The sequence below is a fragment of the Aeromonas sp. R7-5 genome (assembly GCF_040908015.1).
Lineage (GTDB): Bacteria > Pseudomonadota > Gammaproteobacteria > Enterobacterales > Aeromonadaceae > Aeromonas > Aeromonas caviae.
Map to the genome: position 1 here is coordinate 23,729 of NZ_JBFOCZ010000035.1, position 13,993 is coordinate 37,721.

The window sequence follows — 13,993 nt, forward strand, 5'->3', positions numbered from 1 at the left end:
GCCGACATTGCGGGAGCGCCGTCAGGGAAAGGAACAGGGGCAGGTACGGCCTGCCCCTTCTGTGTCAGCCAGGTTCCCCGGGCGCCAGCTCCTCTGCCGTCATGGGGCGCAAGACCCGGCAGGGATTGCCGACCGCCACCACGCCTGCCGGAATGTCTCTGGTGACAACGGACCCCGCCCCGATGACGCTGTTGTCCCCTATGGTGACGCCCGGGCAGATGACGACGCTGCCCCCAATCCAGACGTTGTTGCCGATGCGCACCGGCTTGCCGAACTCCACCCCCTTGATGCGCGGCGCTACCGCCACCGGGTGGGTAGCGGTGTAGATCTGCACTCCGGGGGCCAGCAGCACGTTGTCGCCTATGTGTACCTCGCACACATCCAGGATGGTGCAGTTGAAATTGGCGTAGAAATTCTCGCCGACAAAGATGTTGGCGCCATAGTCGCAGAAGAAGGGGGGCGTGATGAAACAGCGTTCTGCGCGGCCACCCAGCAGGCGGGTGAGGCGCTCATCCCAGCCAGGGGCATCGGTTCGTTCCCGGTTCAGTTCTCCCAGCAGGGCGCGGCACTGCTCCCGCGCAGCCCGCAGTTCGGGGTCCCCTGCATCATAGGGCGCTCCCGCCACCATCTTCTGCCACTCGGGGCCACGCACGGCGGGCCGCTGCACTGTTGTTGCGTCAGCCATCATTGCTCCATCAGCCAGATCAGGGATTCGTAAGGGCGCAGCTTGCAGGATTGCGGGCGGGCCGGGCTATCCGGGTAGTTGCCAAGCAGCAGCTGCCCCTTGCCACCGGCCAGCTCGGCCGGCAGCTCGAAGGCCGCCGGCTCGCCATAGAAGTTGCTCACCACCAGCAGGGTCTGACCGTCGGCGCGGCGGACATAGGCCCAGATCTGCGGGTGCCCGGTCAGCAGCTCCTGATAATCCCCCTGAGTGAAGATGGGGTGCGCCTTGCGAAGGGCGATGAGATCCCGATAGTGCCAGAACACCGAGTGCTGGTCGGCTAGCGCCGCCTCGGCATTGATCTCGGAATAGTTGGCGGCAGGCTTGAGCCAGGGCGTCCCGCTGGTGAAACCGGCGTTGGAGGCGGCGCTCCACTGCATCGGAGTACGCGAGTTGTCCCGGGACTTGGCACCGAGAATGGCGAGGATCTCGGCCTCGCTCATCCCTTCCGCCTGCTTGATGGCGAAGATGTTGCGGCTCTCCACATCCTGATAGTCATCGATGCGCTGATAACCGGGGTTGGTCATGCCGATCTCCTCCCCCTGATAGATGTAGGGGGTGCCTTGCAGGCCGTGCAGCGTGCTGGCCAGCATCTTGGCGGCGACCACCCTATGCTCGCCCTCATCGCCGAAACGGGAGACGATGCGCGGCTGATCGTGGTTGCACCAGAAGAGCGCCGACCACCCCTTGCCATGCATACCGCTCTGCCAGTGGTTGAAGATGCGCTTGAGTTCGAGGAAATCGAACGGGGCCTTGGTCCACTTGTCGCCGCGCGGGTAATCCACCTTGAGGTGATGGAAGTTGAACACCATGGAGAGCTCGGAACCATCCAGCGCGCCATAGCGCTGGCAGTGTTCCAGGCTGGTGGAAGACATCTCGCCCACCGTCATGGCCCCCACGGGGGCGAAGACGTCGCGGCTCACATCCTGCAAAAATTCGTGGATGCGCGGCCCGTCGGTGTAGAAGCGGCGGCCATCCCCTACCTCGTCGTCAGGGAATGCCTGATCCTTGGAGATGAGGTTGATGACGTCGAGGCGAAAACCGTCCACCCCTTTCTTCGCCCAGAAATGGATGATCTTCTTCACCTCGGCGCGCACGGCCGGGTTCTCCCAGTTGAGATCCGCCTGCTCGCGGGCAAAGAGGTGCAGGTAGTACTGGCCTGTGGCCGGATCCAGCTCCCAGGCGCTGCCGCCAAACTTGGATTGCCAGTTGTTGGGCACGCCGCCGTCCACCGGATCTTTCCAGATGTAGTAGTCGCGATAGGGGCTGTTCTTGTCCCCCAGTGCCGACTTGAACCAGGCGTGCTCGGTGGAGGTGTGGTTGACCACGATATCCATCACGATGCGGATGCCGCGCGCATGGGCGGCGGCCAGGAGCGCTTCGAAATCGCTCATGGTGCCGTAGGCGGGATCTATGTTGAGGTAATCGGCGATGTCGTAGCCGTTGTCCACCTGGGGGGAGACGTAGACCGGGGTCAGCCAGAGGGCATCGACCCCCAGCGTCTTGAGGTAATCGAGGCGGGCCATGATCCCCTTGAGATCACCGGTGCCACGGGCGCCGGAATCCTGAAAGCTTTTGGGGTAGATCTGGTAAATCACGGCGCTTTGCCACCAGGGTGTCTGTGTCATGGTTGGTTCGCTCATTGGTTGAAACCGGATTAGTTGGAACAGGGCAACGATAAAAGGCGGAGCCAGGGCTCCGCCGAGGTTGTGTGGATCAGGCCGTGGCCAGATCCAGCTTGCCGGCAGCCTGCTGGCGCTTGTAGACCAGCAGGGTCAGCAGGGCGGGGACCACGATGGCCACCAGCATGGCGATGGCGTAGATGCCCCAGTATTGCGGCTGGATGGAGAGGATGCCCGGCAGGCCGCCCACCCCGATGCCGTTGGCCATCACACCGGCGAAGCCGCAGATGAGAGCCGCACAGCTTGAGCCCACCATGGCGCACAGCATGGGGAACTTGTACTTGAGGTTGATGCCGTACATGGCCGGCTCGGTCACCCCGAGATAGGCGGAGATGGCGGCCGGGACCGAGATCTCCCGCTCGTTCTCCTTGCGGCTGATCAGGATGATGCCGACGACCGCAGACGCCTGGGCGATGTTGGAGAGGGCGATCAGCGGCCAGATGGGGGTGCCGCCCATGCTCTGCATCAGTTGCAGGTCCACCGCGTTGGTGGTGTGGTGGATGCCGGTGATGACCAGGGGCGCATAGAGGAAGCCGAACAGGGCGGCGCCGATGGGGGCAAACGAACCCGTCATGGCCGCCTTGGCAGCAAAGCCGACGCCGTCACCAATCCAGCGGCCGAACGGACCGATCAGGGCGTGGGCCACGATCACCGCCAGCAGCAGGGAGATGAAGGGCACAATCACCAGGTAGAGATAGGCCGGGATGATGCGCTTGAGGCTGGTCTCCACCCAGGCGAGGAAGACCCCCGCCAGCAGTGCCGGAATGACCTGGGCCTGATACCCCACCTTCTGGATGACGAAGAGGCCGAAGTCCCACACTTCCGGGGTCTGCTGGCCGATGCCATAGGCGTTCATCAGTTGCGGCGACACCAGCGTGATACCCAGCACGATGCCGAGGATCTCGGAGCCGCCCATCTTCTTCACCGCAGACCAGCAGACACCTACCGGCAGGAAGTGGAAGATGGCTTCACCCAGCAGCCAGAGGAAGGCGTGCACCTGGGCCCAGAACTGGCTGATCTCGGTGAGGGTGTGGGTGCCGTCGTCGAACATCTTGATGTCGCCGATGACGTTGCGAAAGCCCAGGATCAGACCACCGGTGATGATGGCGGGCAGCAGGGGGACGAAGATCTCCGCCAGGTGGGAGATGCCGCGCTCCAACGGGTTCATGTTGTGGCGGGCGGCCTGCTTGGCGGCCTCCTTGCTGCCACCGCTCACGCCGATCTCCTGGGTGAGCGCCTTGTACCACTGATCCACCTCGTTGCCGATCACCACCTGGAACTGGCCGCCCTGGGTGAAGCTCCCCTTCACCGAAGGGATGGTCTCGATGGCCTTGGGATCGGCCTTGGCCGGATCGGCCAGCACGAACCTGAGCCGGGTCAGGCAGTGGCTGACAGTGGTGATGTTCTCTTTGCCGCCGATCCGCTCGATCAGCTGCGCCAGATGCTGTGTGTTGACTTTTGACATGAGCCTTCCCTCTGTGACTCCATGAATAATGGTCGTGTCTTTACCGGCTGGCCAAGGACCGCCCGTTTATTGGTATCGTTCCCAATCAGCATGCAGCCAGTGGCTGGCATCGGCAATGGGAACGTTCCCAATTCGTGGCGCTGGTCACAAAAAGCGCAAAACGCCGGGAATGGAGGAAAAGATAGACTACAAGGGCTGACAGGGGGCGATGGTCGCTCTGGGGGGCTGGCCCTCTTCAATCTGATCGAGCAGCTGTCTGGCGGCCAGGATGCCGGCATCCTTGTAGCCGAAATCCAGGCTGAGGGTGTTGGCAAAGAGGAAAGTCAGCATGGGATTGCTGCCAAGGCCGCTCACCAGGATGTCGGTGCGACCCTGCTCCTGCAGGTATTTGGCGGCGCCGATGGCCAGGGTGTCGCTGGCACAGACCATGGCCTGGGTGGTGGGGGTGAGCAGCTCGGCCGCGAGCCGATAGCCGCTTTGCAGACCGAGATCCCCGAGGGCGCTGCGGGGTGTGCGCCCCTGTTCCCGACAGTAGTCGAGGTAAGCCTGATGCCGACGCAGCCCGGTGGTGAGATCGCTGCGTTCCACCCCGAGATAGGCGACCTCGGTCAGGCCACGCTCCCCGAGGTGGGCGAGCACGGCGCGCACCGCCCCGTCATCGTCGAAGCAGACCGACGAGAAGCCGGGGCGCTCACGGGCCATCAGCACCAGTTTCTCCCTGAGCGGCGCCATGGCGGCATAGTCCAGATCGTTGAAGGCAAACAGGATGATGCCGTCCACCCCGCGCCGCTCCAGCACCGCCAGGTGCTCGCTCACCTTGGCGGGGGAGAACTTGCTCTCCATCAGCACGGCGTCGTAGCCACGCTGGTAGAGGGTCTCCAGCATGCCGCGCACCGCCTGATTCTCGGAGCTGGAGTCGAGGCGCGACACCACGATGCCGACCACCTGCTGGCTCTGGCTGCGCATGGCCCGCGCCGATTTGCTCGGGACGAAACCGTGCTGGGCGATCACCGATTCGACCCTGGCCCTGGTCTGGGCATTGACCTTGGGATCCTGATTGAGCACCCGGGAGACGGTCGACTTGCCGACCCCGCTGAGGCGAGCGATATCGAGGATGGTCAGTTTCTTTTCCATGGGGGATCCGTGACAGGGGAGGGCGACAACCGGGATGCAGACATTGTTGTGATTAACTCCTGTGAATACAAGCCCATGGCGTTAGAATGCCCTTTCCCAGGCGACTTTCTTCGCCGTTGCACAGGACGCGCATCATGGATCTGTTGGCAAGTCTGCACTTCTCTCTCTCCATCACGGGCCCCATCTGTCTGGTGCTGGTACTCGGCATCTGGCTCAAGCGGCTGGGTCTCTTGCCCGACAGCTTCGTCGAGTCCGCCTCCCGTCTGGTGTTCCAGGTCACCCTGCCAGCTCTCTTGTTTTTGAGCATGGTGCGCACCGATTTTTCCACCATGCCGAGCCCCTGGCTCATCCTCTACGGCCTGCTCGGTACCTTCGCCGGTTTCCTGGTGCTGGAGGTGCTGGCGGCCCGTTTCATCAGCGAGCAGAAACTGCGGGGCATCTTCGTGCAGGGCAGCTTTCGCGGCAACATGGGGATCATGGGGCTGGCCTATGTGCAAAACGCCTACGGCCCGGAAGGGATAGGGGCCGCCGCCCTGCTGGTGGGCTCCATCACAGTGCTCTACAACATCCTCGCGGTGATCACCCTGACCCGCAGCCTGGGGGGCGGAAAGGGGCTCGCCCCCATACTCAAGGGGATCGTCAAAAACCCCCTCATCATCGCCATTCTGGCGGCCCTGCCCTTCGGTCTGCTCGGCATCGAACTGCCCCAGCTGGTCATCAGCACGGGCAACTATTTCGCCAACATGACCCTGCCGCTGGCCCTGCTGTGCACCGGCGCCAGCCTCAACCTCAAGGCCCTGCGCGGCGGCGCCATGCTGACTGGCTGGGCCACGGTCAACCGGTTGTGCTGCATCCCCGTGCTGCTGGTGCTGGGGGCCTGGGCCCTCGGCTTCAGCCCGCAGGCCCTCGGCATCCTGTTTCTCATCAGCTCTACCCCCACCGCCGCCGCCAGCTATGTGATGACCCGCGCCATGGGCGGTGACAGCGCCCTGGCGGCCAACATCATCGCCACCACCACCCTGGGCTCGCTCGTCACCACCAGCCTGGGGGCCGCCCTGATGAACTACCTGGGACTGATGGGGTGATGGGGTGCCGCCATGATGCACGACCCGGGGTTGACGGGATCGGCATTCGCCCTTGACCTTGCCGGAGGCGGCAGCTTTAGGCTGATGTCACATCGACAGAGGAGAGAGCCCATGACCATCGAACTCACCGTTACCGGCATGTCTTGCGGCGGCTGCGCTGCCAGCCTGCAAAAGGCCTTGCTGGCCCAGCCAGCAGTCCGCACCGCCACGGTCGACTTTGCCAGCCGCCAGGCTGTCATCGAGAGTGAGCTGAGCAAAGCCGAGTTGATCGCCCTGATCGAGGCGAGAGGCTTTCAGGTAGAGTGAATTATCACTTAATTGGTATAAATCGGACTAATATTCTGTTTACTTCTTTTTATTGGTGAGAATGATCACTTAAATCCCGTTTAAAAAGAATAAAAATGCTGCAATTCCCTCATCCAAAAGGATTGCAGCATGACCCTTCCCATTCGCAAGACCCTGATCGCCGCCGTACTAGGCCTGACCCTCTCCCCCATGGCCATGGCGCTGCCCAGCGTGCACATTCTGGCCACCGGCGGCACCATCGCCGGGGCGGGCCAGTCCGCCACACAGTCCAACTACGAGGCCGGCAAGGTGGCCATCGAGACGCTGATCGCCGCCGTGCCCGAGATGAAAAACGTGGCCGACGTGCAGGGTGAGCAGGTGGTCAAGATCGGCTCCCAGGACATGAACGACGAGGTGTGGCTCACGCTCGCCAAGCGCGTCAACGCGCTGCTGGCCAGGGATGACGTGGACGGCATCGTCATCACCCACGGCACCGACACCATGGAGGAGACCGCCTACTTCCTCAATCTGACCGTCAAGAGCGATAAGCCGGTGGTGCTGGTGGGTGCCATGCGCCCCTCCACCGCCATGAGCGCCGACGGCCCCATGAACCTCTACAACGCCGTGGTGACTGCCTCCGACCCCGCCTCAAAGGGACGTGGCGTCATGGTGGCGATGAACGACACCGTGCTGGATGCCCGCGACGTCACCAAGACCAACACCACAGGAGTGCAGACCTTCGCCTCCCCCAACTTCGGCCCGCTCGGCTACATCCACAACGGCAAGATCGACTACCAGCGCAGCCCGGCCCGCCAGCACACCAGCAAGACCCCGTTCGACGTGAGCAAGCTCGACAAGTTGCCCCAGGTCGGCATCGTCTACAGCTACGCCAACGCCTCGGACCTGCCGGCCAAGGCCCTGGTGGATGCCAAGTTTGACGGCATCGTCAGCGCCGGGGTGGGCAACGGCAACCTCTACCACACCCTGTTCGACACCCTGGCCAAGGCGAGCAAGGACGGCATTCGCGTGGTGCGCTCCGCCCGCGTGCCGACCGGTTCCACCACCCTGGATGCCGAGATCGATGACGCCAAGTACGGCTTCGTCGCCGCCGAGACCCTCAACCCGCAGAAAGCGCGGGTGCTGCTGATGCTCGCCCTGACCCAGAGCAAGGATCCGGCCCAGATCCAGCGCTGGTTCCAGCAGTTCTAAGACCTCGGCTCGGCCTGATTGACACTACCCCGTGAGATGAAGGGCAGGATGGGATCCTGCCCTTTCTTGTTGCGCCAGAGGCAGATGCCGGCCCTCAGCTCATCATCAGCCAGCCGCAGAAACCCAGGTAAACCAGCCCCACCAGGGCGAGCCTGCCCGCCGTCATCCGCTCCCGACTGAACCCCCACCACAGCAGCGCGACCGCCAGCAGCGTCACCAGGGAGGAGGCCATCATGGTGCTGTCCAGCAGCCAGGGGGTGAACAGCAGGCAGAACGCCTTGGGAATGGTGCCCTGGATCATCATGGCCCCCGAGATATTGGCCAGTGCCAGCCGGTGTTTGCCCTGCCGCACCCAGATGAGCACGTTCATCAGCTCGGGCATCTCGGTCGCCACCGGGCTCAGCAGCAGGGCCGCCAGCACCGGAGAGAGACCGAACAGCTCGCCCATGCTCTCCAGCTGGTGAACGAACAGCTGGGCCGCCAGCGCCACCACACCGAGCGCCACCAGGGTTTGCAGCAGCACCTTGCCGAGCGCCGGGATCCTGGCGTGCGGATCCAGCTTGAGGGGGGAGGGCAATTCGGCCTCGTGGCTGTCGGTCTGTTTCAGCTCACGTCGCACATAGAGGAGGTAGATCAGCACGAACAGGGGGGCCAGCCAGGTTTTACCGGTGAAGGCCACCATGCCAAGCAGCACGGCCAGCAGGAAGATGCCGGCAAACCAGGCCTGATCGCGGCCTATTTCGCGCTGCACCTCGCCATTGATGGCTCTGTGCTCCCGGCTCATGCACAGCAGCAGGGTCACGCCAACGGCGGCATAGCCAAGGGTGGAGAGCACCAGGGGACCGCCGAGGGCCGCACCTATGCCTATCTGCTGCTGGGCGGGGGCATCCCCCATCAGCAGGGCGGTCAGGGTGACGATACATTCGGGCAGGGCCGTGCCGAGGGCCGCCAGCAGAGAACCGGTGGCGCTTTGGGACAGTTTGAAATGATGGCCGGTCCATTCGATGCCGTTGACGAAGTATTCGCAGGCCAGATAGATGGTGACGGCAGAGATCAGAAATAACAGCAGGGTGATCAGCATGATGAGTAACCGCCAGGCGAGCAGAACAACCGATGGACCCGATACGGCTCGCCCGGCTGGCGTGCATATCGAGGCCAAAGGTCTTGCAGGACGATAGGTGCTATCGCCGCCCATGCCATGGATCTGTGGATCCAAGAGTGTTGACATGGGCCCTGCCCGGATTTCGGGCGGGTTGCTACTCCCCAGTGACAGTGCGGGCTTTTTACCAAGTGGCTCGGTGAGGCGCAAGGCCAACAGGGGATGATCCGCGCGACAAGTTGTAAAAGGATGTGACAACCCCTCGACTCTCCCGTCCGGGATCCTGATCTTTTTACGAGGATCCTTGTGCTGGCACAGCGATTGCTACGAGTTGGCTACTGTCCACATTGACTTGGGAAGGGTGAACGATGAAACGGTGGATCCAACATTTTTACCAGCTTAATCGCCTCAACTGGCTGATGGTCTGGCTGCTGCTTTGCTGCAGCATCATCCTGCTGTTTCCGGCCGGATTGATGAAAGGCGCCGTGAGCCAGTGGGCCACGGCTCATGCGGCCTGGCTTGGGGTCGGCATGTTGATCGCCATCTCCTATTTCTGCAGTCAGGGCTTCCTGATCGCCTGGGAGTGGGCCTGTGACGAGTGGCAGTCCCGCCGCCAGCAGGATCAACTGGCCCAGATGATTGGCTTCCTCGACTTCAACGAGAAGGCGGTGCTGCGGGAGTTCGTACTGCAACGGAAAAGCGTCATAAACCTGCCGATCACCGAACCCGCCGTCAAAAACCTGATGGATGCCGGCGTGCTCACCTACGCCTACGGCAAGCCGGCGCGAGAGAAGGAGGACGAGAACCAGATCCGCGCCCTGATGATCGCCCTGCCGGCGCGCCCTCTGCTGACCTACAAGGTTCTGGGACTGTCGCGGGGCAAGATGAGCGACGAGCAGGTGGAGCAGATCATGAATGCCAGGCCCAAATTCGCGCAGAAAAGCCTCCAGCGCTGACCTTCTCCCCCCATGAAAGAAAAGAGCCGGACATCTGTTCCGGCTCTTTGCTGTCTAGCGTGGGTTACTCGGTTCCGGCTCTTTGCTGTCTAGCGTGGGTTACTCGGTTCTGGCCTTGAGGTAGCCGGCGTAGTCGGGCACCTGGATGCTGAATGCCTGCTGCATGTGCGGGCTGTCCATGATGAAGTCCGCCGTCGCCTCGTTGGTGGCGACCGGAATGTTCCAGACGGCCGCGAGGCGCAGCAAGGCCTTGACGTCAGGATCGTGGGCGGCGGGATTGAGGGGATCCCAGAAGAAGATCATCACGTCTATCTTCCCTTCGGCGATGAGGGCGCCGAGTTGCTGATCCCCTCCCATGGGGCCGGAGAAGAGGCAGGTAATGGGCAGCTGTGCCTTCTTGCCGAGCAGGGTGCCCGTGGTGCCGGTCGCATAGAGATGGTGGAGCTTGAGCTCCTCCTTGCGGCGCAGCACCCAGTTCAGCAGAGGGGCTTTCATGTTGTCGTGAGCCACCAGGGCAACCCGTTTGTGGGGCGCCATCTCGCGTGCAATCAGTTCCATGGAGGTCATCCGTAGCAAAATGATGGGAATGGGGTCGTATCCTAATCGAAAGCGGCGCCTGCCGCTGCCCCATGCATCGTAACTGTGATCCCGGAGGCGGTTCAATCCGGCGCCTGCCATCCTGACAGCCTCTGGCCTGCCTTGTCAGCAACCAGGTTGGCTACCCTATCGTTGGGCAAGATCTCTGCCGCTGGTGCCATGAAAAAACCCGCCTGGGCGGGTTGGGATTGTCTCTTGATGTCATCGCGATTCAGGATGACTCGGCATGGAGCTGGGATTGCTGGTAGTTTTCCAGACCGATACGGGCGATGAGATCGAGCTGGGTTTCCAGCCAGTCCACATGCTCCTCTTCATCTTCCAGGATCTCTTGGAACAGGTCGCGGCTGACGTAGTCCTGCACGGACTCGGCATAGGTGATGGCGACTTTCAGGTCGGGGATGGCGTCCATCTCCAGAGACAAGTCACAGCGCAACATCTCTTCCACCGTCTCACCGATGCGCAGCTTGCCCAGATCCTGCAAGTTGGGCAGCCCTTCCAGAAACAGCACCCGCTTGACCAGCTCGTCGGCATGTTTCATCTCATCGATGGATTCGTGATACTCCTTGTGCCCCAGCCCCTTGAGGCCCCAGTCATCATAGATGCGGGCATGCAGGAAGTATTGGTTGATGGCAACCAGCTCATTGGCCAGCACCTTGTTGAGGTGGGCAATGATTTTGGGATCTCCTTTCATCGACATTACTCCTCGTTTTCGAGCCTAGGCAACGATCACTAGAGCTTAGTCCAGAAACATGACCATAACGTGATGGGGAAAGTCGTCCCCTGGAGGGCAGAAGGAGAGATGAAGACGAGAAGTCGGCGGTTTTACGCCACTTCGTAATAGAGCGGTGCCTGCTCTGACTCCATCTTGTCGATTTCGGTAGCGATGATCTCCATCGCCATGCGCACACATTTACCACATTGGGCACCGACTTCCAGCGACTGTTTCAACTGTCTGAATTCAGTATTGCCTGCCTGTACCGCCTTGCGGATCTGGTTATCTGTGATGCCGCGGCACAAACACACGTACATAATCTGGACCTCATGCTGGAATGAGATGAAATCTAAATGAGAATGGTTCGTAGTGCAAAGAACGAATGGTAATAAGATCCCGTGCTTGCCAGTGATTCCACCCTTGGGGAGAATGCCTTTATCAGAGAGGATGCGAACATGTTCAAAAAACTATTCAATGCCCTGTTCAAGGGAGAGCTCGCCCAGAGCCCCGAGGTTGAGCCCATCGAATACATGGGCTATCTCATCTATCCCGAGCCCATGGCGGAAGGGGGGCAATACAGGCTGGCAGGTCGCATCACCAGGGAGATAGACGGGCAATTACAGACCCATCGCTTCATCCGCTCCGATCTCTTTGCCAACCCGGCGGATGCCGAGCGCTTCATGGTGCAAAAGGCCCATACCTTCATCGACCAGATGGGGGAGCGCATGTTTGAACCCCGTGTGAAGCCAGACGCCAGCCCAGCTCCATGATGTCAGCCGAGCTGCTCGCCTTGCGCCACGCTATCGCTCATGCCGGCGAGCGACGTCTGATCTGGCTGGAAGGGGAGCAGGATGACTGCATCGTTCGTGCCGAATCCTTGCTGTGGGGGGCGGTGTTCTGGCTGGGGCAGGGTCCTGAGCGTCATGCTCCGCAGCCTGCCGCCAAGGCGCTTCAACGGCTCGGTCAGGAGTGCGACACCCTGGTATTCAATGCCTTCAGTGGTTTTCACCCCGATGCATTCGGTGCCTTGGCGGGGACATTGAGGGCTGGGGGGCTCTTGCTTCTGCTGACCCCGCCGCGGGAGGCATGGCCGACCTACCCAGACCCTGATCGTCAGAGGCTGGTCGCCCAGCCAGAGGAGGTCGATCGTGCCGGGCAGGGGTTCATCTCCCGTCTGGTACGGTTGCTGGAAGAAGATCCGGCGCGAGATCTGACGCCTGCCTCTTGTGATATTACTTGGCAGCCTATCGACGGGGACCGGCCGCTGAGCGCGGATCAGGCCCGTGCGCTACCCGCCATCCACAACGTGTTGCACGGCCATCGCCGTCGCCCCCTGGTGCTGAGCGCCGATCGCGGTCGTGGCAAGAGCGCCGTGCTGGGGCTGGCGAGCGCCGACTTGCTGAGTCGGGATCCGGCCTTGAGGATAGCGGTGACAGCCCCTTCCCACGCTACAGTGGCGACACTTTTTGCCCATGCAGAGCGCGTGCTGGCAGAGATGCCTGAGCGGCTGGCCGGTCTGAGCTATGTGTCCCCTGATCGGGCCGCTCAAGGAGACGTGCTGGCGGATCTGCTGCTGGTAGATGAGGCCGCCGCCATCCCGACCCCACTGCTGGAGGCCATGCTGGCCCGTCACAGTCGCATTGTCTTCGCTACAACGGAGCACGGCTATGAGGGGACGGGGCGCGGCTTCCATCTGCGCTTCAAGCGGATACTCGATGAGCAAACCCCGGATTGGCAGGAGCTGCACCTGGTGGAGCCCATTCGCTGGAGCCTAAGCGATCCGCTGGAGCCTCTGATCTTCCGGCTCCTTGGCCTGAATGCCGACATATCGGCACCTCATCCCCCGACATCACCGACCTGGCGCCAGGTCGGACAAGATGAACTGGCCCGTGATGACGCGCAGCTCAATCGGGTGTTCGGCCTGCTCGTGCTGGCTCACTACCAGACCAGCCCCAGCGATCTGCGGTATTTGCTGGAGGGGCCGGATCTCGACATTCATCTGATGGAGCAAGGACAGGAGTTGCTCGGGGTGGCGCTGGTCGCGCGGGAGGGCAATATACCCCCTGATCTGGCACATGCGATCTGGGCCGGACGAAGGCGCCCTCGTGGACATCTGCTGCCCCAGTCGCTGCTGGCCCACGCCGGTTTCGTGACGGCGGGGGAGCGCTCTTATGCCAGGGTGATGCGCATCGCCATCCATCCTGCCCTTCATCGTCTCGGGCTGGGGTCCCGGTTGCTGGGCAAGCTGGTATCACATTATCGGGCATTAGGGGTCGATTATCTGGGATCTGCCTTCTCCGCCAGTCCAGATCTGCTGCCATTCTGGCTCAAGGCGGGATTGAAGGTGCTGCGTCTTGGTCTGCAGCGCGATGCGGCCAGCGGCAGTCATGCAGCTTTGCTGCTGGTGCCGTTGCAATCGGAATATCACGCCGAGCTGGCGCAATGGCGACAGCGTTTCATGAGCCAGTTGCCGGCCCTGCTGGCGGGTGAACTCAAGAGGCTGGATACCGAACTGGTCTGGCTATCCCTCAGAGGCGGACCTGTCACTCATGTGCCGGATCTGGATGAATTCGAGCATCGGGAACTCGATTGTTTTGCCCACCATCACAAGCCATTCGAATTGTGCCAGGCGACACTGCAACGCTGGCTGCTCCGGCAAGTGATGATGCTGGATGCGTTGAGTCAGGATGAACGACGGTTGCTGATCGCCACCATCTGGCAATATGCGTCCTGGTCCGAGCTGGCTGCCCGGCAGGGCGTCGCGGGCAAACCCGCTCTGATAAAAGCACTGCGCTCCCTGCTGGCCAGACTGCTGGCTCAGCAAGCACCAGCGGGCTGACCCCCGCCTCTGGCACGGCAGAAAACCACGGAGCCCGGGAGGACCCCATGGCCCCTCCCGGGTTCTGCACATCGATTCGACTCACCATGGCTAAAGCTCTCCCCGTTCAAGACGTGGCCACCCCGGGACCCGTTTCTCCCTCTTCCCTGCTCGCGTTTTGCCTATTGCCACTGCTCTGATGAGCCTGGTCAGGGCTGTCTGCATTTTGG

Annotated in this window: 14 protein-coding genes and 1 riboswitch; of the genes, 6 read left to right on the plus strand and 8 right to left on the minus strand. The window is 62.0% G+C overall.

The window, feature by feature from the left end:
* Positions 1-64: 64 nt before the first annotated feature.
* The 4 genes from AB5Y53_RS19960 to treR all read right to left on the minus strand — a co-directional run bounded on the left by AB5Y53_RS19960 (position 65) and on the right by treR (position 5,002).
* Positions 65-685: a sugar O-acetyltransferase gene (locus AB5Y53_RS19960; protein ID WP_319901501.1), complete on the minus strand. Its 621-nt coding sequence runs from the start codon at positions 683-685 to the stop codon at positions 65-67.
* Positions 685-2,349 (minus strand): alpha,alpha-phosphotrehalase, encoded by a 1,665-nt coding sequence (gene treC / locus AB5Y53_RS19965; protein WP_319901503.1) that lies wholly within the window; start codon positions 2,347-2,349, stop codon positions 685-687. Before treC ends, AB5Y53_RS19960 begins: the two co-directional genes overlap by 1 nt.
* Before the next feature lie 88 nt (positions 2,350-2,437).
* Entirely contained in the window at positions 2,438-3,868 is a 1,431-nt protein-coding gene (gene treB, locus AB5Y53_RS19970) for a PTS trehalose transporter subunit IIBC (protein WP_039039721.1), read from the minus strand.
* Between the two features lie 186 nt (positions 3,869-4,054).
* Positions 4,055-5,002 carry a trehalose operon repressor TreR gene (gene treR, locus AB5Y53_RS19975; protein ID WP_041211765.1) on the minus strand — a complete coding sequence of 316 codons (948 nt, stop codon included), beginning with the start codon at positions 5,000-5,002 and terminating at the stop codon, positions 4,055-4,057.
* Between the two features lie 134 nt (positions 5,003-5,136).
* On the opposite strand from treR, the gene AB5Y53_RS19980 reads away from it, so the two are divergent.
* The 3 genes from AB5Y53_RS19980 to ansB all read left to right on the plus strand — a co-directional run bounded on the left by AB5Y53_RS19980 (position 5,137) and on the right by ansB (position 7,581).
* Positions 5,137-6,087, plus strand: coding sequence for an AEC family transporter (locus AB5Y53_RS19980; protein WP_368183019.1), 951 nt, complete (start codon positions 5,137-5,139; stop codon positions 6,085-6,087).
* A gap of 111 nt (positions 6,088-6,198) precedes the next feature.
* A complete protein-coding gene (locus tag AB5Y53_RS19985) occupies positions 6,199-6,393 on the plus strand; it encodes a heavy-metal-associated domain-containing protein (RefSeq protein WP_042015137.1) in 195 nt (64 codons plus the stop codon).
* A gap of 129 nt (positions 6,394-6,522) precedes the next feature.
* A complete protein-coding gene (gene ansB / locus AB5Y53_RS19990; protein ID WP_048208529.1) occupies positions 6,523-7,581 on the plus strand; it encodes an L-asparaginase 2 in 1,059 nt (352 codons plus the stop codon).
* 94 nt (positions 7,582-7,675) lie between these two features.
* On the opposite strand, the gene AB5Y53_RS19995 is transcribed toward ansB, so the two are convergent.
* Positions 7,676-8,662, minus strand: a complete 987-nt coding sequence (locus AB5Y53_RS19995; protein ID WP_368183020.1) for a sodium:calcium antiporter — start codon at positions 8,660-8,662, stop codon at positions 7,676-7,678.
* Between the two features lie 89 nt (positions 8,663-8,751).
* Positions 8,752-8,858: riboswitch (yybP-ykoY riboswitch) on the minus strand.
* Positions 8,859-9,048: 190 nt separating this feature from the next.
* Here AB5Y53_RS19995 and AB5Y53_RS20000 point away from each other — a divergent pair.
* Positions 9,049-9,636 (plus strand): superinfection exclusion B family protein, encoded by a 588-nt coding sequence (locus AB5Y53_RS20000; protein ID WP_041213974.1) that lies wholly within the window; start codon positions 9,049-9,051, stop codon positions 9,634-9,636.
* 99 nt (positions 9,637-9,735) lie between these two features.
* Here the strand turns inward: AB5Y53_RS20000 and AB5Y53_RS20005 are convergent, their stop codons facing one another.
* The 3 genes from AB5Y53_RS20005 to AB5Y53_RS20015 all read right to left on the minus strand — a co-directional run bounded on the left by AB5Y53_RS20005 (position 9,736) and on the right by AB5Y53_RS20015 (position 11,262).
* Positions 9,736-10,194: a methylglyoxal synthase gene (locus tag AB5Y53_RS20005; protein WP_368183022.1), complete on the minus strand. Its 459-nt coding sequence runs from the start codon at positions 10,192-10,194 to the stop codon at positions 9,736-9,738.
* Positions 10,195-10,444: 250 nt separating this feature from the next.
* Complete coding sequence (gene bfr, locus AB5Y53_RS20010; protein WP_010675778.1) at positions 10,445-10,924, minus strand: bacterioferritin; 480 nt, start codon at positions 10,922-10,924, stop codon at positions 10,445-10,447.
* 131 nt (positions 10,925-11,055) lie between these two features.
* On the minus strand, positions 11,056-11,262 hold the full coding sequence (locus AB5Y53_RS20015; protein WP_368183024.1) for a bacterioferritin-associated ferredoxin: 207 nt from the start codon (positions 11,260-11,262) through the stop codon (positions 11,056-11,058).
* Between the two features lie 138 nt (positions 11,263-11,400).
* Between AB5Y53_RS20015 and AB5Y53_RS20020 the strand changes: the two genes are divergently transcribed.
* Both AB5Y53_RS20020 and AB5Y53_RS20025 read left to right on the plus strand, forming a co-directional pair.
* Complete coding sequence (locus AB5Y53_RS20020) at positions 11,401-11,715, plus strand: HlyU family transcriptional regulator (protein ID WP_368183025.1); 315 nt, start codon at positions 11,401-11,403, stop codon at positions 11,713-11,715.
* Entirely contained in the window at positions 11,712-13,784 is a 2,073-nt protein-coding gene (locus AB5Y53_RS20025) for a tRNA(Met) cytidine acetyltransferase TmcA (protein WP_368183028.1), read from the plus strand. Before AB5Y53_RS20020 ends, AB5Y53_RS20025 begins: the two co-directional genes overlap by 4 nt.
* Positions 13,785-13,993: the final 209 nt, after the last annotated feature.

What these genes read in the sequence shown, in the direction of transcription:
- AB5Y53_RS20015 (WP_368183024.1), bottom strand. Translation starts at nt 11,262, where the DNA reads ATGTACGTGTGTTTGTGCCGCGGCATCACAGATAACCAGATCCGCAAG.
- AB5Y53_RS20020 (WP_368183025.1), top strand. Translation starts at nt 11,401, where the DNA reads ATGTTCAAAAAACTATTCAATGCCCTGTTCAAGGGAGAGCTCGCCCAG.
- bfr (WP_010675778.1), bottom strand. Translation starts at nt 10,924, where the DNA reads ATGAAAGGAGATCCCAAAATCATTGCCCACCTCAACAAGGTGCTGGCC.
- AB5Y53_RS19985 (WP_042015137.1), top strand. Translation starts at nt 6,199, where the DNA reads ATGACCATCGAACTCACCGTTACCGGCATGTCTTGCGGCGGCTGCGCT.
- AB5Y53_RS19995 (WP_368183020.1), bottom strand. Translation starts at nt 8,662, where the DNA reads ATGCTGATCACCCTGCTGTTATTTCTGATCTCTGCCGTCACCATCTAT.
- AB5Y53_RS20000 (WP_041213974.1), top strand. Translation starts at nt 9,049, where the DNA reads ATGAAACGGTGGATCCAACATTTTTACCAGCTTAATCGCCTCAACTGG.
- treC (WP_319901503.1), bottom strand. Translation starts at nt 2,349, where the DNA reads ATGACACAGACACCCTGGTGGCAAAGCGCCGTGATTTACCAGATCTAC.
- AB5Y53_RS19980 (WP_368183019.1), top strand. Translation starts at nt 5,137, where the DNA reads ATGGATCTGTTGGCAAGTCTGCACTTCTCTCTCTCCATCACGGGCCCC.
- AB5Y53_RS20025 (WP_368183028.1), top strand. Translation starts at nt 11,712, where the DNA reads ATGATGTCAGCCGAGCTGCTCGCCTTGCGCCACGCTATCGCTCATGCC.
- AB5Y53_RS19960 (WP_319901501.1), bottom strand. Translation starts at nt 685, where the DNA reads ATGGCTGACGCAACAACAGTGCAGCGGCCCGCCGTGCGTGGCCCCGAG.
- ansB (WP_048208529.1), top strand. Translation starts at nt 6,523, where the DNA reads ATGACCCTTCCCATTCGCAAGACCCTGATCGCCGCCGTACTAGGCCTG.
- treB (WP_039039721.1), bottom strand. Translation starts at nt 3,868, where the DNA reads ATGTCAAAAGTCAACACACAGCATCTGGCGCAGCTGATCGAGCGGATC.
- AB5Y53_RS20005 (WP_368183022.1), bottom strand. Translation starts at nt 10,194, where the DNA reads ATGGAACTGATTGCACGCGAGATGGCGCCCCACAAACGGGTTGCCCTG.
- treR (WP_041211765.1), bottom strand. Translation starts at nt 5,002, where the DNA reads ATGGAAAAGAAACTGACCATCCTCGATATCGCTCGCCTCAGCGGGGTC.